A 26,836-nucleotide genomic window follows, 5' to 3' on the forward strand; every position below is an offset into this window, starting at 1 on the left:
GTCACCACCGCGGTCCCGGAAGTCCCGTCGCCGCAACGACCTCCGCGCGCAACGGCCCGCGCACCCGGCCCGGCCGCTGCAACGGCGGCAGCAGGTCCGGCAGGCCCAGCCGGGCCGCCAACCGCGCGGACCACGAGCCCGTGCGCACGTCCGGCAACCCGGTCGTGGACGCGCTGGTCACCTCGGTGCGCAGCTCGCCGGTCAGCCAGTACGCCGGCAGGTCGGGCAGCAGCACGACGTGCGCCACCCGGTGCACCCGCCGCACCGCCTCCGCCGTGCGATCGTCGCGGTGGGAGACCGGCTCGGCCAACACCCGGCCGTCGGCGTCGAGCAGGCCGTAGTCGACCGCCCAGGTGTCGATCCCGATCGACTCCACCCCCGGGTACCTCGTCGCCAACACCCGCAGCCCGGCCGGCACGGGCCGGCATCGCACTAGCGCTTGCCCTCCCAGACCGCACGGCCGTGCGGACGGGGGTCGTCCACGACCTCGGACGTGGTGTCGAAGACCATCGTGGCGCGGCGCGCGGTGTCGTACTCGGGCCAACCGGGCTTGCCGGTGGTCACGAACGACACCCAGGCCGCGTGCACGGCGTCGGCCAGGTCCTGTGGCGGCCGGTCGCCCAGCAGCGGTGCGAGGGCCGGGTCGTCGAGGTTGTCGAACACGAACGGGATCTCGATGCTGTGGCACGCGCCCAGCCGGCCGTCGAACGTGGGCGGCCGCCAGGCGAACTCGTAGACGTACGTGCCGGCCCGCCCGCCGGCGCGGGCCTCGGCCAGCCGGATCGCGGGAACCCGGTAGAACCAGTCCGTCGACATGTCGGCCATGACCTCGCCGGGCGTGGCGCCCGGGTCCTGCGCCCGGTAGGCGGTCCAGGCCGCGTCCGGGTCGAGCCCGTAGCGGGCGGCGGTGGCCCGCACCAGCGGCTCGCCGATCACGTCCAGCAGGCCGGTCGGGACGGTGAAGAACCGGAACTCGTCGCGGTTCGTGCCCACCAGGACGTCCACCTCCGCGCCCGCGCCGGCCGCGATCGCCTCGATCGGCGGCACGGGCAGCAGGTCGCCGTCCACCACCGGCTCGAACGGCATCACGTTGAACGCCACCTCGCCCCACTGCCCGGGGTCCGGGGTGACCGCGGCCCGCAACTCCCGCGCGGCGACGGCGAGCCGGTCCGCCGGCACGGCGGCCAGCGCCTCCCGGGTCGCGGGCACGCCGAGCAGGTCGGCCAGCCGGAGGCCGACCTTGCGGGCGGTCTCCACGCCCAGCACGTGGTGGGCCGCGCCGCTCTGGAGCACCGCGCGGCGGAACAGGCCGGCGGCGCGCGGCGCGGCCAGCAGCGCGCCGATGCTCATCGCGCCGGCCGACTCGCCGAACACCGTGACGTTGTCCGGGTCGCCGCCGAACGCGGCGACCTCGTCCCGGACCCAGGCGAGCGCGGCGAGCTGGTCGAGCAGACCGAGGTTGGCCGGGTCGTCCCCGCCCAGGTGGAGGAAGCCGTCCGGGCCGAGCCGGTAGTTGACCGTCACGCAGACCACGCCGTCACGGGCGAACCGGGCACCGTCGTAGAGCGGCACCGAGCCCGAGCCGTTGGTGAACGCGCCGCCGTGCACCCACACCGCGACCGGCAGCCGGCCGTCCGGGTCGGGCGTCCACACGTTGAGGTTCAGGCAGTCCTCGCCGGGGATGTCGACCTCGGGGATGAGCACGTCGAACGGCGGCGTGTACGGGGCCTTCGGCGCGGTCGGGCCGTAGTCGAGCGCGTCGCGCACGCCGTCCCACGGCCGGACCGGGAGCGGCGGCCGGAACCGGTTCGGGCCGAACGGCGGCGCGGCGTACGGCACGCCCTTGAACACCGCGATGCCGTCGTCGGTGGTCGTGCCGCGCAGGAGGCCGTGGCTGGTCTGGACGGTGCGCATCGTGGTGCCTTTCTGCCGGGTGGTGGATCAGCGGTCGAGGCCGACGATGCGCAGCGCGAACCGCGCGTAGTGGTCGGCGACCACGTCGGCGGGGTAGGGCTGGTCCGGGCCGAACCACTGGGCGACCTGCATGTCCATGCCGCCGATCGCGATCGCGGCGAGCGTGGGGTCCGGGACGGAGAACGTCCCGTCGGCCACGCCCTGCGCCATCACGTCGTGCATCAGCCGGCGGCACGCCTCGCGCAGCTCCAGCGAGGGCGCGAGCTGGGCCGGGGCCAGCGCGTGCAGCTCGCTGTTGGTCACCACGGCCAGCAGCGGGTAGCGGGCGTGGGCCAGGACGTGCGCGCGCACCAGCGCGGCCAGCTGCGCGGCCGGGCCCGCCTCGGACCGGCGCAGCGCGTCGGTCAGCCGGGTGTGCAGCTCGCGGTGGCCGATCAGCACCAGCTCGGCGAGCACGTGCTCCTTGGACGGGTAGTGCGAGTAGAGCGTGGCGGAGTTGATGCCGACCCGCTCGGCGAGCCGGCGGATCGACGTGCCGTGGAAGCCGGTCTCGGCGTAGAGGGCGAGCGCGGCCTCCAGGATCCGGCCCCGGGTGCCCGCCGGGGTCACGCCCTCGGGCAGCTCCACGGCCACCGCCGCGACCCGGCGCGGCTGCCAACCCGGATCGTCCACGGGGTCCTCCTCGGTCGGATACCTACCGATCGCTCGATCGGCGGTGTGGCGTCGAACACGGATGTTATCGTAAAAATGAGCCAACCAATCGATCGGTTGGCACCGCTTCAGCCGCGTGTCGGCGATGTCGAAGGAGACCTCGCATGAGCAGTCCGGACGTGAACCTCGCCTCGATCCTGGTGGCCTCGGCGGCCCGCTTCCCCGATCGACCGGCGCTCAAGCTCGACGACACCGGGTCCACCTACGCCGAACTCGACGCGGCGAGCGCCCGCACCGCGTCGCTGCTGCGCGAGGCCGGCGTCCGGCCCGGCGACCGGGTGGGGCTGCTGCTGCCGAACGTGCCGCACTTCGCGGTCCTCTACTACGGGATCCTGCGCGCCGGCGCGGTGGTCGTGCCGATGAACCCGCTGCTCAAGTCGCGGGAGATCGAGTACCACCTGGCCGACTCGGGCGCGGCGCTGCTGCTGGGGTGGCACCAGTTCGAGCAGGAGGCGGCCAAGGGCGCGGCGGCGGCCGGTGCGCGGTTCGTGCCGATCGACCCCGCCGGGTTCGCCGCGTCGTTGGCCGGGCAGGAGCCCCTGGCGCGGGTCGAGCCGCGCGAGCCGTCCGACACCGCGGTCATCCTCTACACCTCGGGCACCACCGGCCGGCCCAAGGGCGCCGAGCTGACCCACGACAACCTCGTCCGCAACACCGAGGTCACCCGGACCACGCTGGTGCACCTCACCGAGCGGGACGTGATCTTCGGCGGGCTGCCGCTGTTCCACTCGTTCGGCCAGGTCGTCGGCCTGAACTGCGCGATCTCGGCCGGCGCGTGCCTGACCCTGCTGCCGAGGTTCGACCCGGCCAAGGCGGTGGAGATCATCCGCCGGGACGGCGTGACGGTGTTCGCGGGCGTGCCGACCATGTACAGCGCGATGCTGACCGTGCCCGAGCGCGGCGGCTGCGAGTCGCTGCGGGTGTGCGTGTCGGGCGGCGCGGCGATGCCGGTCGAGGTGCTGCGGGCGTTCGAGGACGCGTTCGGCTGCACCCTGCTGGAGGGCTACGGCCTGTCCGAGACGTCTCCGGTGGCGTGCTTCAACCACCCCGACCGGCCGCGCAAGGCGGGCAGCATCGGCACGCCCGTGGCCGGCGTCGAGATGCGCGTGGTCGACCAGGACGGCCGGGAGGTGCCCGACGGCGACACCGGCGAGATCGTGGTGCGCGGCCACAACGTGATGAAGGGCTACTGGCGCAACCCGGAGGCCACCGCCGAGGCGATCCCGGACGGCTGGCTGCGCACCGGCGACCTGGGCGTGCGCGACGAGGACGGGTACTTCCGGGTGGTGGACCGCAAGAAGGACCTGATCATCCGGGGCGGCTTCAACGTCTACCCGCGCGAGATCGAGGAGCTGCTCTACGAGCACCCGGCGGTGGCCGAAGCCGCCGTGGTGGGCGTGCCGCACCCGCTGCACGGCGAGGAGATCGTGGCCGTGGTGGCGTTGAAGGAGGGGGCGCGGGCCACGGCGGAGGAACTGCGCGAGTTCGCCAAGTCGCAGGTGGCCCCGTACAAGTACCCGCGCGCGGTGCAGATCGTGGCCGCCCTGCCCAAGGGACCCACCGGCAAGATCCTCAAGCGCGAGATCACCCCGGCCGTCGACGTCGTGTCCTGAGCCGATCCCGGCCCGCCGCACGCCGGCGGGCCGGGATCGCCCCCTGCGAGCCGCCGCGCCGGGGTGGGACAGTTGCGGTCGTGACAGCCGACGTGACGCCGGGCCACGAGGTCGTCCTCGAAACGGCTCGGCTGCTGCTCAGACCTTGGCGGGCGGCCGAGGCCGCCGTCCGGCGTGAGCTGTGGACCGAACGTGATCCACGAGTGCCGCCGCACCGCCGGATCGACGCGGAGGGACGTCCCACCGTCGCGGAGGTCGAGGAGTCGATCCGCGCCGAGCGGGTCACCACGATCGGGTTGCTCGCCGTCGAGCGGAAGGCCACCGGCGACGTCATCGGCTACTGCGGGCTGATCGAGGGCGACCGGGGAGGAGAACCGGAACTGGCGTACGAGCTGCTGCGCCGGGTCTGGGGTCAGGGCTACGCGACCGAGGCGTCGTGGGCGGTCCTGGACTGGGCGCGGGCGTCCGGGTACGAACGCCTGTGGGCCGCGGTCTGGGAGTGGAACACCGCTTCACGCCGCGTGCTGGCCAAGCTCGGGTTCACCGAGGCCGGGCGTGAAGTGGTGGAGGCGGCCCGCGCGGCCAACCTGTTCACCACGAGACGGCTCTGACACCGCGACGCACGGCTGCCCCGGCCCGTGCGCCGGGGTGGAGCGGGGCTCGCCGGCGGTACGCGGGAGGATCGGGCGGTGCACGGGGGCGGGCGGACGCGACTGCGGGTGAGGCTGCTCGGCACCCTTGAGGTGCGCCGCGGCGATGGGGTGGTGGCCGTGCCCGGCGCGCGGCTGCGTGGCCTGGTCGCCCGGCTGGCGCTGGCCGGCGGCCGACCGGTCGAACCGTCCGCCCTGGTCGACGCGGTGTGGTCGCGGGAACTCCCGGCCGACCCGGTGAACGCGTTGCAGTCGCTGGTCTCCCGGCTGCGCCGGGTGCTCGGCGAGGCCGCCGCGGTCACCCAGGCCGAGGGTGGCTACCGCCTCGACGTCGCGGAGGACGACGTCGACGCGCTGCGCTTCGAGCGGCTGGCCGCGCTCGGCCGCGACCGGCTCCGCACCGGCGATCCCCGGGCGGCCGAGCTGCTCGGCGAGGCGGTCGCGCTGTTCGGCGAACCGTCGGTGATCGCCGAGGTCGCCCCGGCGGTCGCGACGCGGCTGGCCCGCACGGCGGTCGAGGCGGGCACGAACCTGGCCGAGGCCGAACTGGCGCTGGGCCGTCCCGACGACGCCGCCACCCGGCTGGACGCCCTGCTCGCCGAGCACCCGGCGGACGAGCGGGTGGCCGCCCTCCGGATGGACGCGCTCGCCGCCCTGGGCCGCCAGGCCGACGCCCTCGACCTGTACGAGCGGGTGCGCGAGACCTTGGCCGACCGGCTCGGCACCGACCCCGGGGCCGCCCTGCGCGAGCGCCACCTGCGGCTGCTCCGCGCGCCCGCGTCCGAGGCGCGGCGCGAGTCGCCGGTGGGCAACCTGCCCGCCGCCCTGACCAGCTTCATCGGGCGTGAGGCCGACCTCGCCCGGATCGACGCCCTGTTCGGCCGGGGGCGCCTGGTCACGGTGGTCGGTCCGGGCGGGGCCGGCAAGACCCGGCTCGCGGTCGAGGCGGCCCGCCGCCACGAGTACCGCGACGGCACGTGGCTGGTCGACCTGGCCCCGGTCACCGAGCCCACCAAGGCGGGCGCGGCGGTGCTGGCCGCGATCGGGCTGCGCGGTGCCGCGCTCTACGAGTCCGGTCGGACGCACGCCGGCACCGGCGAGCTGGACGTGCTCGCCGACCGGCTCGCCGGCCGGGAGAGCCTGCTCGTGGTCGACAACTGCGAGCACCTGGTCGACGCCGTCGCGCACCTGATCGCGGCACTGCTGGCGCGCTGCGCCGGACTGCGGGTGCTGGCGACCAGCCGCGAACCGCTCGCGATCGACGGCGAGGCGCTGGTCCCGCTCGGCCCGCTGGCCCTGCCGGACCCCGGCGACGACATCGCGGACGTCCGCCGCAGCGCGTCGGTCCGCCTGTTCGCCGAACGGGCCGCAGCCGTGCGGCCGGGCTTCGAGGTCGACGGGCGGACCAGCGCGGACGTGGTCCGGCTGGTGCGCGGCCTCGACGGTCTGCCGCTGGCGCTGGAGCTGGCGGCGGCCCGGCTGAGGACGCTGTCGCCGGCCGAACTCGCCGCCGGGCTCTCCGACCGGTTCCGGCTGCTCACCACCGGCCGCCGCGCCGGCGCACCCCGGCACCGCACGCTGCGCGCGGTGATCGCCTGGAGCTGGGACCTGCTCGGCGCGGACGAGCGCACGGTGGCCGAGCGCGTCTCGGTCCTGCCCGGTGGCGTCACGGCGGAGTCGGCCGCCGCGCTCTGCGCGGGCACCGAGGTGCTCCCGGGCGAGATCCCCGAACTGCTCGCCGCCCTGGTCGACAAGTCGTTGCTGCACCCGGCACCCGAAGCGGGCCGCCACCGGATGCTGGAGACCCTGCGCGAGTACGGCATCGAGCGCCTCGCCGAGCGGGGCGCGCTCGACGCCGTCCGGGATCTGGCCGCCCGCCACCTGGCCGCCCTGATCGCCCGCGAGGAGCCCCTGCTGCGCGGCCCCGACCAGCTCGTCGCGCTGCGCGTGATCGGCACCGAGTACGACAACGCGCTGGCCGCCCTGCGCCACCTGTGCGACTCCGGCGACGCCACCGCCGCCCTCGCGCTCGCCATGGACCTGTCCTGGTACTGGCAGATGCTCGGCAGGCACGCTGACACGGCGTACTGGCAGGGGGAGGCGCTGGCCCTGCCCGCCGTGGGCAACGCGCTGGACCGCGACGCCGCCGAGGCGATGCTGCTGCTCAGCCGGATCAACGACCGCTCGTCGGTGACCGTCGAGGGCGTGTCCGAGAACGAGTCCGCGCTGCGGGCGCTGACCGGCCGCCTGCTCGGGCACCCCGCCCTGCCGGGGGTCACCGGGGTGCTGGCCGCGATCGCGCTGCACTTCCTGCAGGAGCACGAGGCGTCGTTCGCCGTGGTCGACCGCCTGGTCGACGGACCCGACGTGTGGCTGTCCGGACTGGCCCGGATGTTCCGGGCGTCGTTCGCCGAGAGCGCGGGCGACCTCGACCAGGTGCGCGTCGACGTCGCCGGCGCGCTCGACGCCTTCGGCCGGGCCGGCGACCGCTGGGGCGTGGCCTCCGTGCTGCCGATGCGCGCGCTGCTGCGGCAGTACGACGGCGACCTCGACGGGGCGTCGGCGGACCTGGGCGAGGCGACGGCACTGGCGCGCGAGTTCGGCTCGCCGGGCTCGGCCGACGAGATCTTCCTCGGCGTGCGCCGGATCGAGCTGCACCTGCGCAGCGGCGAGGACGGGCCGGCGAAGGAGGCGCTCGACGCCGTGCGCGAGCGGGCGCGGCGGTCGGCGTCGCCGGAACTGGCCGCCATCGTCACCGCGCTGGAGGCCGGCGCGTGGCTGCGGCTCGGCGACCCGGACCGCGCGCAGGCCCGCATCGAGGCGGCCGAGGCGCGGCTGGCCGGAGGGTCCCCGATCGGCGGCGACCACGGCCGGGCGATCGTCGACTCGGTGCGGGCGTCGCTGTGTGTGCGGCGGGGCGATGCCGGGGGCGCCGAGGCGGCGCTCGCCCGCGCGTGCGCGGCGGCCCTGGAGAGCGCGGACCTGCCGGTCGTGGCCCTGGTCGCGGTGGCCGGTGCCGAGCTGGCCGGGCTGCGGGGGCGGCACCGGGACGTGGCCCTGCTGCTCGGCGCGGCGTCCCGGCTGCGCGGCACCCACGACCGCAGCGACCGGGTGGTCCAGGCGCTGGCGGCCGGCGGTCGCGAGGCGCTGGGCGAGGACGCCTTCGCCTCGGCCTACCGGGCGGGCTGGCTGCTGGACGGGAAGACGGCCGCGCTACGGGTCGCCGCGGCGCTCGGGCTCCGCGGACCGGCCCGCCCGGCGTGAACCGCTACTCCCGGAACAGCTCCAGGTCGAAGGCGTCGGCGATGGCCCGCTGGCCCGCGTCGTTCGGGTGGACGCCGTCGTCGGACACGAACTCGGCGCGCATCCTCAGCGGTCGCTCCGGGTCGCGGGTGGCCGCCTCCAGGTCGACCACCGCGTCGAACTCGCCGCTGCCGAGGATCCAGCGGTTCAGCTCCCGGTGGGTGCGCCCCAGTTCCTCGGTGAACAGGAACGTGCCGCCGATCGGCGGCAACGTGGTGCCGATGACCCGCAGGCCGTGCTGGTGCGCGCGGGCGATGAACATCCGGTAGCCGACGACGACGTCCTCCGCCGTCGCCCGCTCGCCGGGCGGTGCGCCGGGCATGGAGCCGAAGAAGATGTCGTTGAGCCCCTCGGACAACACCACCCAGCGCACGCCGGGCCGGGCCAGCACGTCACGGTCGAACCGCGCCAGCGCGCCGGCGCCCATGCCCTCGGTCTCGCGCAGGACGCGGTTGCCCGAGATGCCCATGTTGATCACCGCGCGCGGTGGCATGTCCTCCCGCGCGGCCAGCCTGCGCGCCAGCGACGACGGCCACGACGCGTCCGCGTCGGGCGTGGTCTCCATCCCGTCGACGATGGAATCGCCGAAGGCCACGATGGTCGCGGCCGTCACCGGTGCCCGCACGTCGACACCGGTGAGCCACAGGTACGAGTGGAACGCGGTGGCACCGCCCAGGTCCCGCGCGGCGGTCTGGTCGCCGGGCGCGAGCCACGCTGTGCGCAGCCCGACCTCGTGCGCCGTGGGAACAACGTCCTCGTCGGGGACGTGCAGCGAGACGACCAGGTCCGACCGCGCCGGCACGTCGTAGTCGACGGGATCGCTGTAGATGTGCGCGCCCGTCGGCAACACCACCGCGGCGCGCCCGCCGAAGGTCAGTTCACGCCCGCTGCCCGGCAGGATCGCCGCTCCGCGCTGGTGCCGCGCGATCCACGCCGCATCGATGCGCACCGGCGCGTGACCGAAGGAGTTCGACAGCGCGACGCGCACGGCCGTGCCGCCCACGGTCACCCGTGCCACCATGCGCACGGTCTGCGCGCCCACCTTCGTCGGCGCACCAGGCGATTCGTCCGGCAGGTCCGGCATCCGCGGCCCGCCACCGGACTCGGCGGGCCGTGCCAGTTGCTGCGCCGTGCCCCACGTGGCGATCCAGGTCTCGTGGTTCTCAGGGCTCGTCGTGGTGTCGTCGAGTTCGTTCACGGATGCCGACCTCCGGGGTGCAAAGGGTCTCGTCGTCATGTCGCGGATCGGAGTCCTCGTTCAGAACCAGCGCGCGAGCACGCCGTCCAACGACTCGGACGACGCCTCCGTCCACGCGACGCAGCCGTCCGGTCGGAGGAGCATCGCGGGCCCCTCCTTGACGTGCGCGTGGTGCACGCCCTGCGGGAGCGACCGTTCCGAAGGCGAGACGAACAACCCGCCGCCCTTCTCCGCCAGCGCGTAGAGCCGCTCCTGGCCACCGTCGGCGAGCGTGAGGAGCCGGTCCTTCACGAGCGTGCCGACGCACGGGTCGTCGTCACCGAGGTCGTAGCGGATGGCCACACCCGAGAGCATCTCGCCGACGTGCCGGTTGCCTTCGGGCAGCGTGATCAGCTCGCTCACGATGGAGCGCAGCGCGGTCGTGAGCGGATCGGGCCGCACCAACGCGACTTGCGCGCGCGTGTTCTCCAGGACCCGCGCCCCGACCGGATGGCGCTCGGCGGTGTAGGAGTCGAGGAGGTGATCACGTCCCCGCACCGCCGTGGCGAGCTTCCACCCGAGGTTCGCGGCATCCACCAGGCCGAGGTTCAAGCCCTGGCCGCCGAAGGGCGAGTGGACGTGCGCGGCGTCGCCGGCGAGCAGGACGCGGCCCCTCCGGTACGTCGTCGCCTGCCGCGCGTTGTCGGACCAGCGCGTCGCCTCCACCATCGACCGGACCCGCACGTCGGTGCCGCTCACGCGCTGGATCGACGCCTCCACCTCGGCCCGCGTGACCGGCGCGTCCCGAGGTGGCGGCGGGCCGTCGAACTCGGCGGTGAAGACGCGTCCCGGGATCGACGTGATGAGGCCGCGCGGCGTTCGCCGCCACCCCTTCGCGAGCTTCTCGGGCGCATCGAACTCGACCCGGGCCTGGTAGCCGGTGATGGTCGGATCCGTGCCGGGGAACTCGAAACCGGCGAGCTTGCGGACCCCGCTGCGGCCGCCGTCGCAGCCGACCAGGTACGCCGCGCGCAGCGGACCCGCGGTGGTCCGCACGGTCACGCCGTCGTCGTCCTGCTCGAAGCCCTCCGCCGCGACGCCGCGCCGGACCTCGATCCCCAACTCGCCCGCCCGCGCGGCCAGGATCCGTTCGAGCGCTTCCTGCGGCACCATGCGGTGGCGGCGCTCCGGGTCGCGCTGGAGGTCCTGATCGATCACGAACAACGCGGAGAAGTGGCCGCCCGGCGTCCTCACCGGCCCGGATCCGGCACGTGCCGCCTCCGTCGCGGGCATCGTCACCTGTTCCGCGTCGAGCGCCCGCGCGAACCCGCGTCGCTCCAGCGCCTCGACCCCCACCGCGCCGATCCCGGCGGCCTTGATCCCGAGGTCGGGCCGCGCGAGCCGGTCCAGGACGAGCGGCACCACCCCCGCCGTCCGGAGTTCGACGGCCAGGAAGAGCCCGACCGGGCCGGCACCGACGACGACCACGTCGTGCACCACTGGATCGCTCATGCCGCTGTCCTTCCGTCCTGGACGGGGCCTGTCGGCTCCGTCCTCGACAGCAGACTGCGGCGGCCCACTGGCATGGCCCGCACACGCCGCCGGCGCGTCCCTGCCGGCATGCCGGCGGACGGCGGGCTGCCACGTGCGGGGCGGCTCGAAATCCGGCGGGTCCGCGCCTTCCCCGTGGCCGGGTCAGGGTGCGGCCGGCGGGAGGTCCAGGATGCCGGTGGCTTGCGACCAGGCACAGCGCCACGTGCCGTCGGTGTTGGTGTAGACGTCGGTGTGCCAGGCGTCGTGCCTCGGGATGTCCACGCCGTCGACGGTGAGTTCGATAGCGCACCGGTAGCGGAGGACGACGACGTCGGTGCCGACGATGGCGTCCACGTCGCCGGTCAGCCGCAGTTCCCGGTAGGCGACCCGCCCGGTGGCGAGGTGGTCCAGGTACTCGGCCTTCGTCCACACGGTGCCGGTCGGGTTGCACAACCGGTACTCCGCGGCGTGCAAGCGGTCGTAGGCGTCGCGATCCACGTCGAGGAGACATCGGATCCGATCCTGCTCGGCCCTGATCACCTGGCCGGCCACATCGTCGGTCATACCCGCTCCTGTTCATTCGTCCGGTTCTGGTCGGCGAAGAGCGGGTAGGTGAACCGGCCTCGTCACGCGTTCGTCAACGACGTTCGTACCACGTGAAGGCCGGTGAGCGCGGGAAATCCGGCTCGGCCCGAAGCGAGACGATCGTGATTGCCGGAGATCTCGTGGCCGTCGCAGTCGCGGCGATCAACGAGTGGCTCTCACTTCGGGACACTAGGAGCTGTTTGAGGTTCGGATCTAGGTTGGGCTCGGTGGTGTGCTGGTAGGGCTGGTAGAACACGGGTGTGGCGCGTTTTGACCTGAACGATGCCGAGTGGGCGCTGATCGAGCCGCATGTGCCGGTGGCTGCGACCGGGCCGTTGCCGCGGCGGGTGCGGGATCAGTTCAACGGGATCCTGTGGCGGTTTCGCACCGGGTCTGGTTGGCGTGACGTCCCGGAACGGTACGGGCCCTGGTCCACCGTCTACTCCCGGTTCAACGCCTGGTCCAGGGCGGGGGTGTTCCAGACGTTGATGGACGCGCTGATCGCCGAGGCCGCCTCCCGAGGGCAGGTCGGGTTGGAACTGGTCAGTGTGGACTCCACGATCGTGCGGGCGCATCACGAATCCGCCGGTCTCGCGATCGCAGGGGAGACCCTCGACGCGCTGGAACAGGCGTTGACCGAGGAAAAAGGGGCTCCGTTGCCCACACAACAGAGCGTGCTGCGGGTGATGCGCCGCGGTCCGCGCCGGCCGAGGCGGACACGCCTGCCGATCGGGACCGTGCCGCCCTTCGGCGCCGTCGGAAGGCACGGGCTGCGGCGGCCGGGCTCGGCCGGTCCCGGGGCGGGCTGAGCAGCAAGATCCACGCCGCGGTCGACGCCGCCGGGTTGCCGTTGGCGTTCGTGCTCACCCCGGGCCAGGCAGCGGACAGCCCACGGTTCGAGGTCGTGCTGGACCGGGTCCGGGTTCCCGGCCCGACCGGTAGGCCCCGCACCCGTCCGGACGCGGTGGCCGCGGACAAGGCGTACTCCTCCAAGGCCAACCGGGCCTACCTGCGCCGCCGCCGGATCACCGCGGTGATCCCGGAGAAGACCGACCAACAGGCCAACCGCAAGAACAAGGGCTCCGCCGGAGGGCGGCCCGTGGCCTTCGACCCCGAGCGCTACAAGCGGCGCAACACCGTCGAACGCTGCTTCCAGAAGATCAAGACATGGCGCGGCCTGGCCACCCGCTACGACAAGACACCACAAAGCTACGAAGCCGGACTGCACCTACGAGGAGCGATCATGCGGCTGAGGACCCTGACCCCAACCACATGATCCAAACCCCGAACAGTTCCTAGTACTCCAGCCGCACTTCGTGATCAAGCTACGCCACTGGCAAAGGCCGGATGTCGATCGACCGGGGGTTGTACCTGCCCGAGTCCTGGATCGCCGACCGGGAACGGTGTCGGGAGGCGGCGGTGCCCGACGCGTGGAGTTCGCGCCCAAGCCCGCCCTGGCCCGGGCGATGCCGGGCCGGGCGCTGGACGCCGGTGTGCCGGCCTGGTGGGTGACCTCGGATGAGGGCTACGGCGGTGACTCGAAATTCCGGGCCTAGCGGTCAGACCATTCCCGCCACCTCGGGTGCCACCCGCGCCGACCACCTGACCGCCGACGCCCCGCAAGCCGCGTGGAAACGCCGCATCTGCGGCGAGGGTGCCAAGGGACATCGCCTGTTCGACTGGGCGGTGGCCTGGTCACCCGTCCACGCCGACACCACACCGGCAGGTTGGCTGCGATGGTTGCTGATCCGCCGTTCCCTCGTGGCCAACCATCGTGGTGAGCACGAGTCGGCCTACTACTTGTGTTGCGCGCCAACGGGAACCACCGACGACGGCCTGACCCGGGTGGCCGGTCGAGGACTGCTTCCGGACCGTCAAGACCGAGGTCGGCCTGGACCACTGCAAGGTCCGCCGACACGACGCCTGGTGCCGCCACGTCACCCTCGCGATGCTCGCCCACACCCACCTCGCCGCCGCCACCCCACAAGCCCTGGCAGCGGCCTCGTCCCGCTCACCCTCGGCGAGGTCGGGCGTCGCCACCAACACCGCGCCGAACAATCCCACTACCAGCGAAGACCGGTTCTCCATCACGAAGTGCGGCTGGAGCACTAGTTCCCGGGAACTAGTGGAGTCGGTACCGCAGCCGTATGCGATCGCAGGACGCGGGTTCCTAGTCTCGTCAACGTGTTCATCCGTCTGGTGCTGGCTGTGTCGGCACTGTTGTTGCTCGGCGTGAGACCCGCGTCGGCGCACGTGGTCAACGCGAACGCCGATCTCCAGGTGGCACAGACCATCGCCGGCGTCGAGCTGACGGTGGTGCTGCGGCGCACGCCGGAGGTGCCGGGTCCGTTGCACGTCGACCTCATCGCCTACCAACCGGTCCGCGACCTCGCGATCGACCTCGCCGTGGCCGACAGCACCACAACCGTGCGCCTGCAACGAGACCGGGCCGGCACCTACCCGGCCGTCCTCCGAGTCCGCGACGAGGGCACGCACGAGCTGCGCCTCACGGCGTCCGGCGAGTCATCGGTGCTGCCGTTCACGGTGCGGGTTCCGCAGCCGGCGACCTGGGAACTGGTGGTGTACGGCGGTTTCGGCGCGACCGGACTCCTGTTCGCGGCGGCGATCATCGCGGGTGCCCGGGGTCGCCGCGCTGCGGGAACGGCACTCGGAGCCGGTGGTGTCGTGGCGCTGGTCGTCGCGGCCACGGTCGCGGTGGCGTCCCCGGAACTCGTCGACCGGAAGCGGGATCCGGGACGGCCGTACGTGCAGGCGTACGTGAGCGTCGTGCCGGACCGGCCGGTGGTGGGAGAGCAGTTCACCGTCCGGTTCGACCTGGTGGACGGCTCGACCGGCCTGCCCGCCGACGACCTGGCGGTGCACCACTCGGCGCTCGCGCACCTGGTGGTCACCAGCCAGGACGGCGGGTACTTCCGGCACGTCCACCCGCGCAGGACCGGCCGGGGCCGGCTGGAGACCCGGCTGGACACCGACCGGGCGGGCCGGTACCGGGCCTACGTCGAGTTCGAGCGGACCGACGCGGGCGGGCAGCTGGTGTCCGGTGCCTTCGACGTCGACGGCCCCGCACCGCCCGAACCGGCGCGCGCGGTCACGCGGACGTTCCCGGTCGGCCGGCCCGTGACCGTCGAACTCGACACCGGATCCACGGCGCTGCAACCGTGGCTGGGCATGGCGGGCCACCTGATCACCCGCGAGGCCGACGGCGACCGCCTCGGGCACGTCCACGAGCAGGGCGCGATGTCGACCTCGGACGGCACGGTCGCCGCCCACGGCCCGAGCTTGCGCTTCACGCTCGCCTTTCCCCGGCCCGGCCGCTACTTCGCGTGGATCCAGTACGCCGAGGACTTCCGCATCGTCACCGTCGCCCACGTGATCGAGGTCGTGCCGTGAAACGACCGGTGGTGTGGGTGCTCGCCGTGGCCGTGGCCGTCGTCGCGGTGGTGCTGGTCATCAGGTCGGCACCGGGGGCCGGACCGGTCGCCCTCAGCCGTTCGGGCGTCACGGTGCGGCTGGACCGGGCCGGCACGGGCGGCGTCAGCGCCGGGATCGAGGTCCCGGAGAGCACGACGGCGGTGTCGGTGTTCGCGACCATGCCGCAGATGGGGCACGTGACGCCCCCGGTCCCCGCCGTGCGGGAGGGGCCGGGTCGCTACCGGGCGTCCGGCGAGCTGTTCTCGATGAGCGGCCTCTGGGAGCTGTCCGTACAGGTCGACGGGGAGACCGTCACCTTCGAAGTCGTCGTGGGATGAGGGAGTGTCGGATGTTACCGAAACGACAAGTGGTCGGCGCGTGGCTGCTGCTGGTCGGGTTCTGCTCGCTGTGGCTGGGTGTCGCGTGGGACGGGCAGTGGCACCTCGACGTCGGCCCGGACACGTTCTTCACCGCGCCGCACCTGATGTTCTACTTCGGCTCGTCGCTGGTCGGGCTGACCTGCCTGGTGGTCGTGCTCACCGGGCAGCGCGACGCGGCGGGGCCCGCGGTGCGGGTGGCGGGGCTGCGGGCCCCGGTCGCGTTCCTGGTCGGCGGGCTGGGAGCGGCCGGGCACCTGGTCTACGGGGCGGCGGACCTGTGGTGGCACACCGTCTACGGGTTCGACATCCTGGAGACCACGCCGTCGCACCTGAGCCTCCAGATGGCCATGTACGTGCAGTCCGTCGCGGTGGTGATGGCGTTCGCCGCGCTGCGGTCCACCACCTCCGGGCGGTGGGGGCTGGTGTTCGCGGCCGCGTTCAGCGTCGGCGCGGGCGCGTTGATGCTCGACGGGTTCGTGTTCGGGGTCGGGTTGGGCGCGATCGGGGGAGCCGCGACGGTGGCCTGGACGTTGGCCGCCGTCACCGGGGTCGTCCGGGACGTCCGGTGGGTGTTCGCCCTCGGCGGGGCGTTCGCCGCGGTGCTGGCGGCGACGGCCGCGTTCCCGGTGTTCGCGACCGGCGTGTACGCCGACGGGATCGGCCAGCCGATCCGGGACAACGCGCTCGGGGTCCCGGTGGTCGCCTTGGCGCTGCCGCTCACCTTCCCGCTGGTGGCGCTGGTCGTCGGGGCGGTGGCGCGGTCGGCACGACGCCGTGGGCTGTCGCCGACCGCCACGATGGCGGTGCTGGGCGGGTTCGCCGGGCTGGCGGCCTCGGTGTTCCAGATCGTCACCGACAACTCCCCGTCGAGCCCCGTGCCGACCCTGGTGGTCCTCACCGCGTCCGGCGCGCTGGCGGGCGTGTTCGGGTGGCGGTGCGCGGCCCTGATGCGCCGCCTGGGCGCGCGCGAGGCGGTGGCGGCATGAGGATCCCACTGGTGATCGGGGTCGTGGGCCTGGTGCTGCTGGTCGCGCCGGCCGTGGCGTCCGCGCAGGCCGAGCCGCTGGAGATCGTGCACAGCGAACGGGTTCCGCTCGGCGACGGCACTTCGCTGACCGCCTCCTTCTCGGACTGGCCCCTGAAAGCCGAGCGGTCGCTAGACTTCACGTTCGAGCCGCAAGGGGGGATCGGGGGCCGCACCGGCACGTTGCGTGCGCTCGCCCCGTCCGGGGAACCGAGGACGCTGGGCGTCGTGGGCCTGGGCAGCGAGGTGGACATGCGGCTGCCCCGGCACCCGAAGGCGCGCGACGTGTGGGGCCTGGACGTCACGGCACTACCGGAGGAGGGCCTGTGGCGCTTCGAGTTCGTGGTGCGCGGACCGCAGGGGGAGACGACCGGCACGCTCCCGCTCGCGGTGGGCCCGGCCCCCGGACCGCCGCCGGCGCTGAGCTGGGCGGTGGGCATGGCACCGTGGGCCGTGGCGCTGGTGGTCCTGGTGCGCACCTGGTCCCGGGTCCGCGGGCGGACCGCGCTCGCGTGGAGCGACTGAGCGACGGGCTGCCCACGTGGTTGCCGATCACCGTCGCCTGGCTGTCCATCCTGGACAGTTCGGGCGCGGCGGCGCACGTCTGGCCGGTGTTGCTGGTGGCCGCCGCCCAGACCTTCGCGCTCGCCTGGAGCCGCCGCTTCCCGTTGACAGTCCTGCTGGTGGTCATGGCCCTGGAGACCGTGCTGGTCTCCATCGACGCGGAGCTGTTCGTGGGCTTCCTCGCGGCGGCTGCGGCGCTGGGCACCTGGGGCCGGCCCCGGCAGCAGCGGATCGGCCTGGTGATCGGGCTGTCGTTGCTGGCGACGGGCTTGGTGCTGAGCATCACCGGCGGTGCGCCGCCGGTGTTCGCGGTGGCCGGGATCGTGTCGGTGGCGCTGATGTTCGTGGGGTTCTGGACGAGCGGGTGGCTCGGTGCGCGGCAGCGGTCGCGGATCGTCGAGCTGGAGGCCGAACGCGCCGAGGTGGGGCAGCGCGCGGCGGAACGGGAACGCGCGCTGCTGGCCCGGGAACTGCACGACATCCTGAACCACTCGGTGACCGCCATGGTCCTCGACGCGACGGCCGCCGAGTCCGCCTCGCCCGACGAGGCGCGCAAGACGTTGGCCCGCGTGGCGCAGACCGGCCGCGACTCGCTGGCCGAGCTGCGCCGGCTGCTCGGCGTGCTGCGCGCCGACGCCACCGCCGAGCACGACCCGCTGGTCGTGCCGCCCGGCCTGGACCGGGTCGACGCCCTGGTCGACTCGGTGCCCGGTCCGCAAGTCCGGCTCGTCCGGTCCGGGACCGCCGGGCGGCTGGACGCCAGCATCGAGCACGCCGCCTACCGCGTCGTGCAGGAATCCCTGACCAACGTGGTGAAGCACGCCGGGCCCGTCGCGGCCACGGTGGCGCTGTCGTTCACCGCCGACCACCTGTCCGTGGTCGTGACCAGTGAAAGGCCGGTCGTGGCACCGAACCCGGGGACGGGCATGGGGTTGATCGGGATGCGGGAACGGGTCTCGCTCGTCGGCGGCACGCTGACCGCGGGCCCGGTCCCGGACGGCGGGTTCGAGGTGCGGGCCGTGCTGCCGGTGAGGACCTCGGCTTGCTCCGGGTAGTGGTCTGCGACGACGAACAGCTGCTGCGCGAGGCCCTGGCCAAGATCATCGACGCGGCGCCGGACCTGTCCGTGGTCGGCGTCGCGGCGAACGGCGCGGAGGCGGTGACCGCCGTCGACCGGCACGCGCCGGACGTCGTGCTGATGGACATCCGGATGCCCGTGCTGGACGGCATCGAGGCCACCCGGCGGATCGCCGGCCGCACCCGCGTGCTGATCCTGACCACCTACGACCTCGACAGCTACGTCTACGCCGCGCTCCAGGCCGGAGCCGGCGGCTTCCTGCTCAAGGACGCCCCGAGCGAACGCCTGCGCGACGCGATCCGCATCGTCGCCTCCGGTCAGGCCGTGCTGGCACCGGAGGCGACCGCGCGCATGATCGCCGCGTTCCGCCCCACCATGCCCACCAACGAGGACCAGCGGCTCCTGGCGGCCGTGCAGGGCCTGTCCCGCCGCGAGCGCGAGGTCTGCGAACTGCTCGCGCAGGGCCTGCCCAACGACGAGATCGCCCGCCGGCTGAGCATCAGCCGCTACACGGTGAAGGTCCACGTCTCCAACGTGCTGGGCAAGCTCGGCGCACCGGACCGGGTGCACGTCGTCCTGGCGTGGTCCCGCCTGCGCGGCCAGATCTGATGGCCCGTGCTGTGGGAGGTGGTCGGCGTGGTGCCGGCCGGGGTGGTCACCGGGGACGAAGAACCGCACCCGCGTGGTGGCGTCGGGCACCGGGTACGGCGGGGGAGAACGTCGCCGACGGGCAACGGATCTGACGGTCTCGCCCGGTTGGGCTCCCGCTCCCGCACCGCCCCGACCGCCACCGAAAACCGCCCGATCCGCGCCGGGGCACCACGTACGCTGCGCCGGTGAACAGAACAATTCGGACCGTTCCGGCTCTGGTCGCCGCGCTCCTGCTCGGCGCGTGCGGTGCCGGCACGACCACGGGCGCACCCGCGTCCTCGACCGCCGCGTCGTCGGCGACCGCCACGACCACGTCGTCGGTGGACGCGGCGGCGGAGGAACAGGCCGTGCGGAAGGTCTTCGACGACTACAAGGCAGCCGTCCGGGCCAAGGACGGCAAGGCCGCGGTGCGGACCATGTCGGACAACATGCTCAGCACGTACCTGGAACTGAAGGAACTGGCCCTCACCTCGCCGGAGGAGCAGACCTCCCGGATCGGCACCACGTGGAGGTTCGTGGTCTACACCCTGCGCGCGGAGTTCGACGCGGCCGAGTTGCGGCCCATGACGTCGGCGGACGTCGTCGCCGCGGCGGTGGACCGGGGGTTGGTCAGCGAGGGCGCGCTCGACCGCGTCGTGCTGGACTCGGTCACGGTGGCGGGGGATTCGGCGACGGCGCAGGTCGCGTCCGCCGACGGGAAGGCGAGCGGGTTGGCGTTCGAGTTCGCCAAGGAGTTCGGGCTGTGGAAGTTCAACCCCGAACCGTTGCTGCAACTCGGTGATGAGGCGTTCAAGTACGCCGCAAGTCAGCAGGGGCTCACGGAGGACCAGTTCGTGGACCAGATGCTCGCCACGCTCTACGGGGCGGACCGGGTGTCCGAGCTGAAGCGCCCCCTCGAAGGCTGAACGTCCACCGCCGCGATCATGGGTCGCGGCGGCGTCGGCGGCCTCAGGGGCGGGCGGTCAGCGCGGAGACCTCGGGCCACGGGTCGAATCCGTGCTCGACCAGCCAGCGGACCGCCAGCAGGCTCCGCAACGACCACCACGCGCGGATCACGTCGAGGTCGACGTCCGTGCCGTAGCCCGCGACGACGTCGCCGAGGCGCTCCCGGTGCCCGAGCGTCAAGGTCGCCAGGTCGTACAGGGCATCGCCCGGGGCCGCCTCGGACCAGTCGATCACGCCGGTGACCTCGTCACCCGCCACGAACACGTGCGTGACCTGGAGGTCGCCGTGCGTGAACACCGGCGTCCACGGCCGGATCGCGGCCTCGGCGACCCGCCGGTTGCGGGTGATCACGTCGCCGGGGAGCACGCCGTTGGCCAGGAGCCACTCGCACTCGCCGCCGAGCCGCGACGAGATCTCGTCGACGCCGCGACCGGACCACGGCGGCAGCGGCGCGTCGTGCAACGCCCGCACGACCGCGCCGGCCGCAACCCACGCCGCCGACGAGGTGGCCGGCTCGCCGAGCCGGCCGAGCGCCGTGCCGGGGAGGGCGGCGAGCGCGAGCACGGGCGGCTTGCGCCACAGGACTTCCGGAGTCGGGACCGGTGCCCTGGCCATCGCCTCGACCTCGACGTCGGTGCGCGCCTGATCGGCGTCGATCTTCAGGAACACGTCGCCGACGCGCAGGGTCGCGCGTTCGTGGTGGGCGACGACGACCTCCACCTGCTGCACACCGGCCATTGTCGCGGCACGGCCACCGACGCCACCGAACCACCAAGAGGGTTCCCTTAAGGAACTTAATGGTGCTACCTTCCTCCACAGCTCCTGAGGAACCCGCGAAAGGCACCCGTTGACCTTCATAAGGCGCTTCGACCACGTCGGCATCACCGTGGCCGACCTCGACGCCGTGACGGCGTTCTTCGTCGGCCTCGGTCTGGAAGCCGACCGGAAGATGGCCGTGGAAGGTGAGTTCCTGGACACCGTGATCGGCATGACCGGTGCCCGCACCGAGATCGTCATGCTGCGCGTTCCGGGCGGCGGCACGACGCTGGAGCTGTCCGGTTTCACGCGGCCCGACCACCTGCCGGGTTCGCCCGCCGCGCCCGCCAACGAACTGGGACTGCGCAACGTCGCCTTCGAGGTGCACGACCTGCAAGCCGCCGTCGACCGCGCCGCCGCGGACGGCTACGGCCTGGTGGGCGGCATCGGCGAGTTCGAGGGCGCGTGGCGGATGGCCTACGTCCGAGGGCCTGAAGGAATCATCGTCTCGCTGGCCGAGCGCATCGGGAAGTAGGGGACACATGAGCACGACCGTGACCGACGAGCAGGTCCGGGCGCTGGCCGCGACCGCGAAGCCCTACAGCCTGGCGCTGCTGCGCTGGGGGCCGGAGCGGCACGCGCCCGGTGCGGACGCGATCGAACTCGAACACCGACGACGCATGGTGGCGCTGCGCGCCGAGGGGGGTGATCGCGATCCTGTGCCCGGTCGCCTCCGACGCCGTGGCCGGCGTCGCGATCATGACCGTGCCGGCCGGGGAAGCCGAGGCGATCATGGCCGGGGACCCGTGCGTGCGAGCCGGGATGATGACCTGCGAGGTCCACCCGTGCCACGGCTTCCCCGGAGACGCCCTCCCCGCTTGAGCGGTCACGGCCGGGGCGGTCGGCGCGAAGCCCTCGTCCACAGTGGACCAAGTCGGTGCGGTCACGGCCCCCGGGCCGCTACGGTTGCCGATCGGGTTTTGTGGACGGGACTGTCGAGAGGACCGGAGGTCGCATGTTCGGCTCTGCACGGCAGAAGGCTCTGGAGCGGCGGATCGCCGAGTTGGAGCGCGCGGTCGGGGCGTTGACCGCGCAGGCCGACGCGGCACGGTCGCCCGGCGACACGTCCCGACTGGAAGCCCTCACCGCACGGGCCGAAGCCGCCGCCGGGGCGCTGGAGGCCAGGACCCTGCCGGTGCCGCTCGGTCAGGGGTTCGAGGGCCGGATCGACACCCTGTACCGGGCGGAGGTCACCGGGTTCGTGGCGGTCTACTTCGTCACCGGCCGGACGGCCGAGGTCCAGCTCCTGGTGGGCCCGCACGACCCGCCCGCCCGGGTGGTGGGCCTGGTGGACTCGCGCGGCTCGCACGAGTCCTACGCCGGCGGCATCGTCCGGGCGGGGGAGTACTGGACGGCGGCCTCCAACAGCAGGCGGCCGGAATTGAACTTCCGCGTTCACTTCACCCCGCTGTTCTGACCGTGGTGTTGGAAAAGATTGGACGGGCTGCTGCGCGGCCTTGTAGTTTGCGCTCGACCGTGACACCGCCCGAGGAGGTGAGCCCCATGAACGCTGTATCGCTGTGGGTGCTCCCCCTACCCGTCATGGTCGGGCGATCGACGTAGGTGTCGCCGGGAGCGCCTCGACAACAGGCACTCCTGAAGGGCAACACCCAATGGGTTCTTCGCAGTCCACCGCCGATCCGTCGCCCGGCGACGCGGTCGAGCGCGACTCCACCGCGGGCGAGGTCTCCGGCCACCGGTCGCCCGCCCCCGGCCGTGCGCCGCTTGTGTTCGACGTGATCATCGCCGGGTGCGGGCCGACCGGCGCGATGCTGGCCGCCGAGCTGCGGCTGCACGGCGTGCGGGTACTCGTCCTGGAACGGGAAACCGAGCCCGTGTCGTTCGTCCGCATCGTCGGTCTGCACATCCGCAGCATCGAGCTGATGGCCATGCGCGGACTCCTCGACCGCATCCTGGAGAACGGGAGGCGGCGTCCGGCCGGCGGGTTCTTCGCCGCCATCGACAAGCCCGCCCCCGAGGGACTCGATTCCGCGCACGCCTACCTGCTGGGCATCCCGCAGCCGGTCGTCGTCCACCTCCTCGAACAACACGCGGTCCACCTGGGAGCGCAGGTCCGGCGCGGTGGTGCGGTGACCGGCTTCGAGCAGGACGACGAGGGCGTGACCGTCGAGCTGGCCGGCGGCGAACGGCTGCGTGCGCGCTACCTCGTCGGCTGTGACGGTGGGCGCAGCACGGTGCGCAAACTGCTCGGCGTCGGCTTCCCCGGCGAACCCTCGCGGAACGAGACGCTGATGGGCGAGATGGAAGTGGGTGCGCCGCAGGAGGAAATCGCCGCCAAGGTCGCCGAGATCCGGCAGTCGGACAAGGTGTTCAGCCTCAGCCCGTTCGGTGGCGGGGTCTACCGCGTGGTGGTCCCCGTCGCGGGAGTCGGCGATCGCGCGGAACCGCCCACCCTGGAGGATTTCCGGCGGCAGCTGCACCTCATCGCCGGAACCGACTTCGGCGTGCACTCGCCGCGCTGGTTGTCCCGTTTCGGTGATGCCACCCGGCTCGCCGAGAAGTACCGGGTCGGGCGGGTGCTGCTGGCCGGCGACGCGGCGCACGTCCATCCGCCCGCCGGCGGTCAGGGCCTGAACCTGGGCGTTCAGGACGCGGTCAACCTCGGTTGGAAACTCGCCGCACAGGTGCGCGGCTGGGCACCGGAGACGCTGCTGGACACCTACGAGTCCGAACGTCGTCCGGTCGCCGAGGACGTGCTCGACAACACCCGGGCCCAGGTGGAGCTGTCGTCCGCCGAACCGGGCCCGCAGGCGCTGCGCAGGCTGCTCGCCCGGCTGATGGACTTCGACGAGGTGAACCGCTACCTGATCGAGAAGATCACCGCGATCGACATCCGCTACGACTTCGGCCCCGGCCCCGACCTCCTCGGCCGCCGGCTGCGCGACGTCGACGTGAAGCAGGGCCGCCTGTACGACTTGCTGAACCACGGCCGAGGTCTGCTGCTGGACCGCACCGAACGGCTGACCGTCGGCGGTTGGTCGGACCGGGTCGACTACCTCGGGGATCCCACCGCCGGGCTGGACGTCCCGGGCGTCCTGCTGCGCCCGGACGGTCACGTCGCCTGGATCGGCGACGACCAGCAGGACCTGGACGACCACCTCGCCCACTGGTTCGGCGAGCCCGCCGACTGAGTGCGCCTCCCCTGAGGCACCGGCCCGGTGCCTCAGGGGAGTGCGGCTGTGCGGTGAAGGGGTGCCGGTGACTCGTGGTAGCTCGCCGGCCGGCGGTGGCGACCGCTGCGGCGAGGAAGGCCCGTTGCCCGGGGGCAGATCGGGGAACCGGCGGGAAGGTCGGCGGCAGTGTTGCCTTGAACGCGTCCAGGAGGCGGCGCAACGGGGCCGGGTCGCCCGGCCGAGGTGGGTGGAGGTCGTCCGGTTCGTCGGCGGCGCGGAGCGCGGTGGTCAGTGGGTCAGTCGACTCCGGGCCGAACCGGGCAGGGTGCGCAGTCCTGGTCGGGGGAGGGCCAGTCCAGGGGCACGTCGGTGATGCCGTGCGGATGTCGGTGGCGGTGGCGCAGGGATGGGGCCCGGAGTTCGCGCGGGCCGGTGCGACGCCACCGCCGCCGAGCAGGACCGTGGCCGTCGCCGGCACGGGGCGACGGGCGTTACGGCCTCGCCGTCGCCGTGATCAGGGTCGAGGAGATGTACGCCTGTGCCGGACTCGTCGGGACGAAGAGGGTTTCGATGCCGGTCAGGTGACGGTTCGCCAAGGCCATCGGCAACTCGTGCTCCAGGTCGCGCGGGGTGCGCACGCCTCGCACGATGACGCCGATGCCGGCCTCGCGGCAGTAGTCGACCAGCAGCTTGCCGGGACTGGCGTCGACCGTGACGTTGGCGAGGTCGCCGGTCAGGTCGGCCAGCCGGGCAAGTCGTTCGTGGACGGGGAAGTGGCCGGTCTTGTCGGGGTTGGTCAGGACGCACACGACGAGTTCGTCGAACATCCGGGCGGCCCGGCGCGCGACGTCGAGGTGCCCCTGCGTGGCGGGGTCGAAGGAACCGGGGAACACGGCGCGCATGGCTTGCGATGCCGGCGATCGGGTGGCGGCCGCGCGGTGCGGTCGTCGGGTCAGAAGCCCGGACTGACCCAGTGCGCGGTGACCCGCGTGCGCCCGTCGGTGTTGCTCAGGACGTCGGTCACGCCGTCCTGCCCGATCCGGAACGCGTGGAGGGTCAGCACGTCCCCGACCGCGAACGTGTGCAGGAACGTCTGGCTGATGGTGTCCTGGGCCGCCTCGCCGGGATCGAAGTACTTGCCGGTCAACGCCTCGGTGCCGAGGATGACCGCGCCGTTGGCGAACACCGCCGTGCTGACGTAGAGCCCCGTCGTCTTCGACGGCGTGCCGATGTTCGTGCGCGCGGAGTAGGAGACCTCCCACACGCCGGGGAAGGGGATCGTCAGCGCCGGCACCTCGGCGATCTTCTCGTACGAGCGGTCGGCTCCGGAGAGCTTGTGGTGGAACACCAGCGGGGCGGTCTGGAGCCAGGTCGAGCCGGCGTTGGCGGAGGTCGCCGCAGTCGATGTCATGATCGGTGACGCTATCGACACGGGGAGTAGCAGCACGAGCGCCATTGCGGTGGTGTCGCGCCCGGCGCGCCCCCAAGTTAGTGATCTTTATAGCTTCAGTGTGGAATAAAAGATTTAGTCCAACCATGATCGGACTCCCGACCTGCACGAACCCGCCTCGGCCGAATATCCGTTATGCCAACTGGCACAACGGCCGTACCGTGCCGGCTGTGGACGACGGCAAAGGCCGAGGCAGGCCGCGCAAGGATCCGGAGCGGTTGGCCCGCTGGACGCCGCCCGAAGGCTGGTCGCGGCTGGTCGCCTGGATCTCGCCGGAGGAGAAGCGCGCGCTCAAGCACGCCGCCGTGGACGCCGGCGTGCCGGTCGCCGAGCTGGTCCGGTCGCTGGCCGGGTTGCTCGGGTCCGGGGCCGTCGGCCACGCCGAACTGATCGACAGAGCCGTGAGAGGACGACCCGCGATGGAGAAGATCCCCACGTTGTTCGAGCGCGACGACCGGTTCCGCGTGGTCGACCGGCCACGGGCCGAGTGCGCGTGGGTCTTCGCCGGCGAGGGCGTGGGCACCGAGAAGCTGGACGGCACCAACGTGCGGCTGACCGTGCGGTCCGGGCACCTGGTGCGGGTCGAGAAGCGGCGCAACCCGGACAAGGCGCAGAAGCGGCTGGGGATCGTGGACGGCTGGTACGTCGACGCGGTCGCCGAGGCGGCCGAGGACAAGTGGGTCATCGCGGCGGCGGCCGGCACCGACGTGACCGGGTGGGTGGACGGCGAGCACTCGTGCGAGGCGCTCGGGCCGCGCATCCAGGGCAACCCGCTGGGGCTGGCCGAGCACCTGTGCGTGCCGTTCGACGTGGCCGCCCCGGTGTACGAGGAGGTGCCGCGCGGGTACCGGGAGCTGGCCGGCTACCTGGCGGGTCTGGAGAGCCGCTACTCGCCGGGGAACCTGGCGGAGGGGATCGTGTTCCACCACCCGGACGGGCGGCGCGCGAAGATCAAGCGCAAGGACTTCCCGAAGGCGGCGTGAGCGCCCCGGCACCGGTGCCGTCCCGCCGGTCGGCGGGACGGCACCGGGTCAGTCGTTGGCGACTCGTTCCCGCGCTTCGGCCAGGTCTTCTTCGGTGGGGGCGTCGTCCTGGGCCAGGTCGAGCCGCCAGTAGGCGGTGAAGTCGACGCGGCGCTTGTCGACGCCCCGGTCGTCCAGCAGGTGCCGGCGCAGGGTCCGGACCGCGGTCGCTTCGCCGGCGAGCCAGACGTGCGGGACGCCGTCGGGGAGTTCGGCCGCGCGCACGGCGTCGAGCAGGGCGGTGCCGCGCCCGGCCGGCTCGTCGCCGCGGTGCACCCAGTGCAGGTCGAGCGCTCCGGCGGTGTCCAGCGGCTGCTCCTCGGCCGGGCCGCGGATCTCGACGTAGGCGAGCACGCGGGTGCCGGCGGGCAGTGCGGCGAGGTGGCCGGCGATGGCCGGGACGGCGGTCTCGTCGCCGGCCAGGAGCAGCCAGTCGGACCGGCCGAGCGCCTTGCGGTAGAGGGTGGACGGGCCGTGGCGGCCGAGGGTGTCGCCGGGCTCTGCGGTGCCGGCCCAGCGGGTGGCGGGGCCGGCGTCGGGGTGCAGCGCGAAGTCGATGTCGATCTCGTGGGTGTCCGGGTGGTGGTGGCGGACGGTGTAGCTGCGCAGCCAGGGGCGTTCGGCCTCGGGCAGCGCGCGGTAGGCCTGGTACCAGGCCACGCCGTACTTGTCGTCCCGGGGCGAGGGCAGGTCGGGCACCGGGTGGCCGGGCTTGGGGAACAGGAGCTTGAGCTGCTGGTCGGGCCAGGTGGTGAAGTCGTCGAGGCCGTCCCCGGTGAACCGCACGCGCATGACGTGCGGTGTGACCGGGTGGACGGCGGTGACGTGCAGGAGTGGCACGGCGGGGGTTCCTC

At 73.2% G+C, this 26,836-nt stretch carries 26 protein-coding genes and 1 pseudogene; 17 read left to right on the top strand and 10 right to left on the bottom strand.

What is annotated here, in order from left to right; genetic code table 11:
• Position 1: 1 nt before the first annotated feature.
• From AC0HI0_RS10895 to AC0HI0_RS10905, 3 genes are read right to left on the bottom strand one after another with little or no spacing between them, the layout of a single operon-like run.
• On the bottom strand, positions 2 to 376 hold the full coding sequence (locus AC0HI0_RS10895; RefSeq protein ID WP_480932183.1) for an FGGY family carbohydrate kinase: 375 nt from the start codon (positions 374 to 376) through the stop codon (positions 2 to 4).
• A gap of 56 nt (positions 377 to 432) precedes the next feature.
• Complete coding sequence (locus AC0HI0_RS10900) at positions 433 to 1,914, bottom strand: carboxylesterase/lipase family protein (protein ID WP_480932184.1); 1,482 nt, start codon at positions 1,912 to 1,914, stop codon at positions 433 to 435.
• A gap of 27 nt (positions 1,915 to 1,941) precedes the next feature.
• Complete coding sequence (locus AC0HI0_RS10905) at positions 1,942 to 2,586, bottom strand: TetR/AcrR family transcriptional regulator (protein WP_480932185.1); 645 nt, start codon at positions 2,584 to 2,586, stop codon at positions 1,942 to 1,944.
• A 143-nt stretch (positions 2,587 to 2,729) separates the two neighbouring features.
• On the opposite strand from AC0HI0_RS10905, the gene AC0HI0_RS10910 reads away from it, so the two are divergent.
• From AC0HI0_RS10910 to AC0HI0_RS10920, 3 genes are all read left to right on the top strand, one after another.
• Entirely contained in the window at positions 2,730 to 4,238 is a 1,509-nt protein-coding gene (locus AC0HI0_RS10910; protein WP_480932186.1) for a long-chain-fatty-acid--CoA ligase, read from the top strand.
• Between the two features lie 80 nt (positions 4,239 to 4,318).
• Complete coding sequence (locus AC0HI0_RS10915; RefSeq protein WP_480932187.1) at positions 4,319 to 4,849, top strand: GNAT family N-acetyltransferase; 531 nt, start codon at positions 4,319 to 4,321, stop codon at positions 4,847 to 4,849.
• Between the two features lie 108 nt (positions 4,850 to 4,957).
• Positions 4,958 to 8,152, top strand: coding sequence for an ATP-binding protein (locus AC0HI0_RS10920; RefSeq protein WP_480932188.1), 3,195 nt, complete (start codon positions 4,958 to 4,960; stop codon positions 8,150 to 8,152).
• A 4-nt stretch (positions 8,153 to 8,156) separates the two neighbouring features.
• Here the strand turns inward: AC0HI0_RS10920 and AC0HI0_RS10925 are convergent, their stop codons facing one another.
• The 3 genes from AC0HI0_RS10925 to AC0HI0_RS10935 all read right to left on the bottom strand — a co-directional run bounded on the left by AC0HI0_RS10925 (position 8,157) and on the right by AC0HI0_RS10935 (position 11,465).
• Entirely contained in the window at positions 8,157 to 9,389 is a 1,233-nt protein-coding gene (locus AC0HI0_RS10925; RefSeq protein ID WP_480932189.1) for an SGNH/GDSL hydrolase family protein, read from the bottom strand.
• A 60-nt stretch (positions 9,390 to 9,449) separates the two neighbouring features.
• A complete protein-coding gene (locus AC0HI0_RS10930; RefSeq protein WP_480932190.1) occupies positions 9,450 to 10,880 on the bottom strand; it encodes an FAD-dependent monooxygenase in 1,431 nt (476 codons plus the stop codon).
• A gap of 183 nt (positions 10,881 to 11,063) precedes the next feature.
• Positions 11,064 to 11,465 (bottom strand): nuclear transport factor 2 family protein, encoded by a 402-nt coding sequence (locus AC0HI0_RS10935; protein ID WP_480932191.1) that lies wholly within the window; start codon positions 11,463 to 11,465, stop codon positions 11,064 to 11,066.
• Positions 11,466 to 11,746: 281 nt separating this feature from the next.
• Between AC0HI0_RS10935 and AC0HI0_RS10940 the strand changes: the two are divergent.
• The 9 genes and pseudogenes from AC0HI0_RS10940 to AC0HI0_RS10980 all read left to right on the top strand — a co-directional run bounded on the left by AC0HI0_RS10940 (position 11,747) and on the right by AC0HI0_RS10980 (position 19,520).
• Positions 11,747 to 12,762 (top strand): annotated as a pseudogene (locus AC0HI0_RS10940) (IS5 family transposase).
• Between the two features lie 154 nt (positions 12,763 to 12,916).
• Positions 12,917 to 13,042, top strand: coding sequence for a hypothetical protein (locus AC0HI0_RS10945; RefSeq protein ID WP_480932192.1), 126 nt, complete (start codon positions 12,917 to 12,919; stop codon positions 13,040 to 13,042).
• A gap of 628 nt (positions 13,043 to 13,670) precedes the next feature.
• Positions 13,671 to 14,897: a hypothetical protein gene (locus AC0HI0_RS10950; RefSeq protein ID WP_480932193.1), complete on the top strand. Its 1,227-nt coding sequence runs from the start codon at positions 13,671 to 13,673 to the stop codon at positions 14,895 to 14,897.
• Entirely contained in the window at positions 14,894 to 15,256 is a 363-nt protein-coding gene (locus tag AC0HI0_RS10955; protein ID WP_480932194.1) for a hypothetical protein, read from the top strand. The genes AC0HI0_RS10950 and AC0HI0_RS10955 overlap by 4 nt, the downstream gene beginning before the upstream one ends.
• Before the next feature lie 11 nt (positions 15,257 to 15,267).
• Positions 15,268 to 16,284 (top strand): hypothetical protein, encoded by a 1,017-nt coding sequence (locus AC0HI0_RS10960; protein WP_480932195.1) that lies wholly within the window; start codon positions 15,268 to 15,270, stop codon positions 16,282 to 16,284.
• Positions 16,281 to 16,847, top strand: a complete 567-nt coding sequence (locus AC0HI0_RS10965; protein ID WP_480932196.1) for a hypothetical protein — start codon at positions 16,281 to 16,283, stop codon at positions 16,845 to 16,847. The genes AC0HI0_RS10960 and AC0HI0_RS10965 overlap by 4 nt, the downstream gene beginning before the upstream one ends.
• Complete coding sequence (locus AC0HI0_RS10970) at positions 16,835 to 17,941, top strand: sensor histidine kinase (RefSeq protein WP_480932197.1); 1,107 nt, start codon at positions 16,835 to 16,837, stop codon at positions 17,939 to 17,941. Before AC0HI0_RS10965 ends, AC0HI0_RS10970 begins: the two co-directional genes overlap by 13 nt.
• Positions 17,929 to 18,573, top strand: coding sequence for a response regulator (locus AC0HI0_RS10975; RefSeq protein ID WP_480932198.1), 645 nt, complete (start codon positions 17,929 to 17,931; stop codon positions 18,571 to 18,573). The genes AC0HI0_RS10970 and AC0HI0_RS10975 overlap by 13 nt, the downstream gene beginning before the upstream one ends.
• 227 nt (positions 18,574 to 18,800) lie before the next feature.
• Positions 18,801 to 19,520 carry a hypothetical protein gene (locus tag AC0HI0_RS10980; protein ID WP_480932199.1) on the top strand — a complete coding sequence of 240 codons (720 nt, stop codon included), beginning with the start codon at positions 18,801 to 18,803 and terminating at the stop codon, positions 19,518 to 19,520.
• Positions 19,521 to 19,563: 43 nt separating this feature from the next.
• Here the strand turns inward: AC0HI0_RS10980 and AC0HI0_RS10985 are convergent, their stop codons facing one another.
• A complete protein-coding gene (locus AC0HI0_RS10985; protein WP_480932200.1) occupies positions 19,564 to 20,289 on the bottom strand; it encodes a phosphotransferase family protein in 726 nt (241 codons plus the stop codon).
• Positions 20,290 to 20,407: 118 nt separating this feature from the next.
• On the opposite strand from AC0HI0_RS10985, the gene AC0HI0_RS10990 reads away from it, so the two are divergent.
• The 4 genes from AC0HI0_RS10990 to rox all read left to right on the top strand — a co-directional run bounded on the left by AC0HI0_RS10990 (position 20,408) and on the right by rox (position 23,528).
• The gene (locus tag AC0HI0_RS10990) at positions 20,408 to 20,851 is read left to right on the top strand and encodes a VOC family protein (RefSeq protein WP_480932201.1); all 444 of its coding nucleotides are present in this window, start codon (positions 20,408 to 20,410) and stop codon (positions 20,849 to 20,851) included.
• 170 nt (positions 20,852 to 21,021) lie between these two features.
• Complete coding sequence (locus tag AC0HI0_RS10995) at positions 21,022 to 21,198, top strand: hypothetical protein (RefSeq protein ID WP_480932202.1); 177 nt, start codon at positions 21,022 to 21,024, stop codon at positions 21,196 to 21,198.
• A 133-nt stretch (positions 21,199 to 21,331) separates the two neighbouring features.
• Positions 21,332 to 21,793, top strand: coding sequence for a hypothetical protein (locus AC0HI0_RS11000; RefSeq protein ID WP_480932203.1), 462 nt, complete (start codon positions 21,332 to 21,334; stop codon positions 21,791 to 21,793).
• Between the two features lie 310 nt (positions 21,794 to 22,103).
• Positions 22,104 to 23,528: a rifampin monooxygenase gene (gene rox, locus AC0HI0_RS11005; protein ID WP_480934282.1), complete on the top strand. Its 1,425-nt coding sequence runs from the start codon at positions 22,104 to 22,106 to the stop codon at positions 23,526 to 23,528.
• Between the two features lie 473 nt (positions 23,529 to 24,001).
• Here rox and coaD read toward each other — a convergent pair whose 3' ends face one another.
• The gene (coaD, locus tag AC0HI0_RS11010) at positions 24,002 to 24,412 is read right to left on the bottom strand and encodes a pantetheine-phosphate adenylyltransferase (protein WP_480932204.1); all 411 of its coding nucleotides are present in this window, start codon (positions 24,410 to 24,412) and stop codon (positions 24,002 to 24,004) included.
• Positions 24,413 to 24,462: 50 nt separating this feature from the next.
• Entirely contained in the window at positions 24,463 to 24,921 is a 459-nt protein-coding gene (locus tag AC0HI0_RS11015; protein WP_480932205.1) for a hypothetical protein, read from the bottom strand.
• A gap of 209 nt (positions 24,922 to 25,130) precedes the next feature.
• Between AC0HI0_RS11015 and AC0HI0_RS11020 the strand changes: the two genes are divergently transcribed.
• Positions 25,131 to 25,943: a hypothetical protein gene (locus tag AC0HI0_RS11020; RefSeq protein ID WP_480932206.1), complete on the top strand. Its 813-nt coding sequence runs from the start codon at positions 25,131 to 25,133 to the stop codon at positions 25,941 to 25,943.
• Between the two features lie 48 nt (positions 25,944 to 25,991).
• Here the strand turns inward: AC0HI0_RS11020 and AC0HI0_RS11025 are convergent, their stop codons facing one another.
• The gene (locus tag AC0HI0_RS11025) at positions 25,992 to 26,822 is read right to left on the bottom strand and encodes a siderophore-interacting protein (protein WP_480932207.1); all 831 of its coding nucleotides are present in this window, start codon (positions 26,820 to 26,822) and stop codon (positions 25,992 to 25,994) included.
• Positions 26,823 to 26,836 lie beyond the last annotated feature (14 nt).

This window comes from Saccharothrix sp. NBAS 001 (assembly GCF_056640475.1).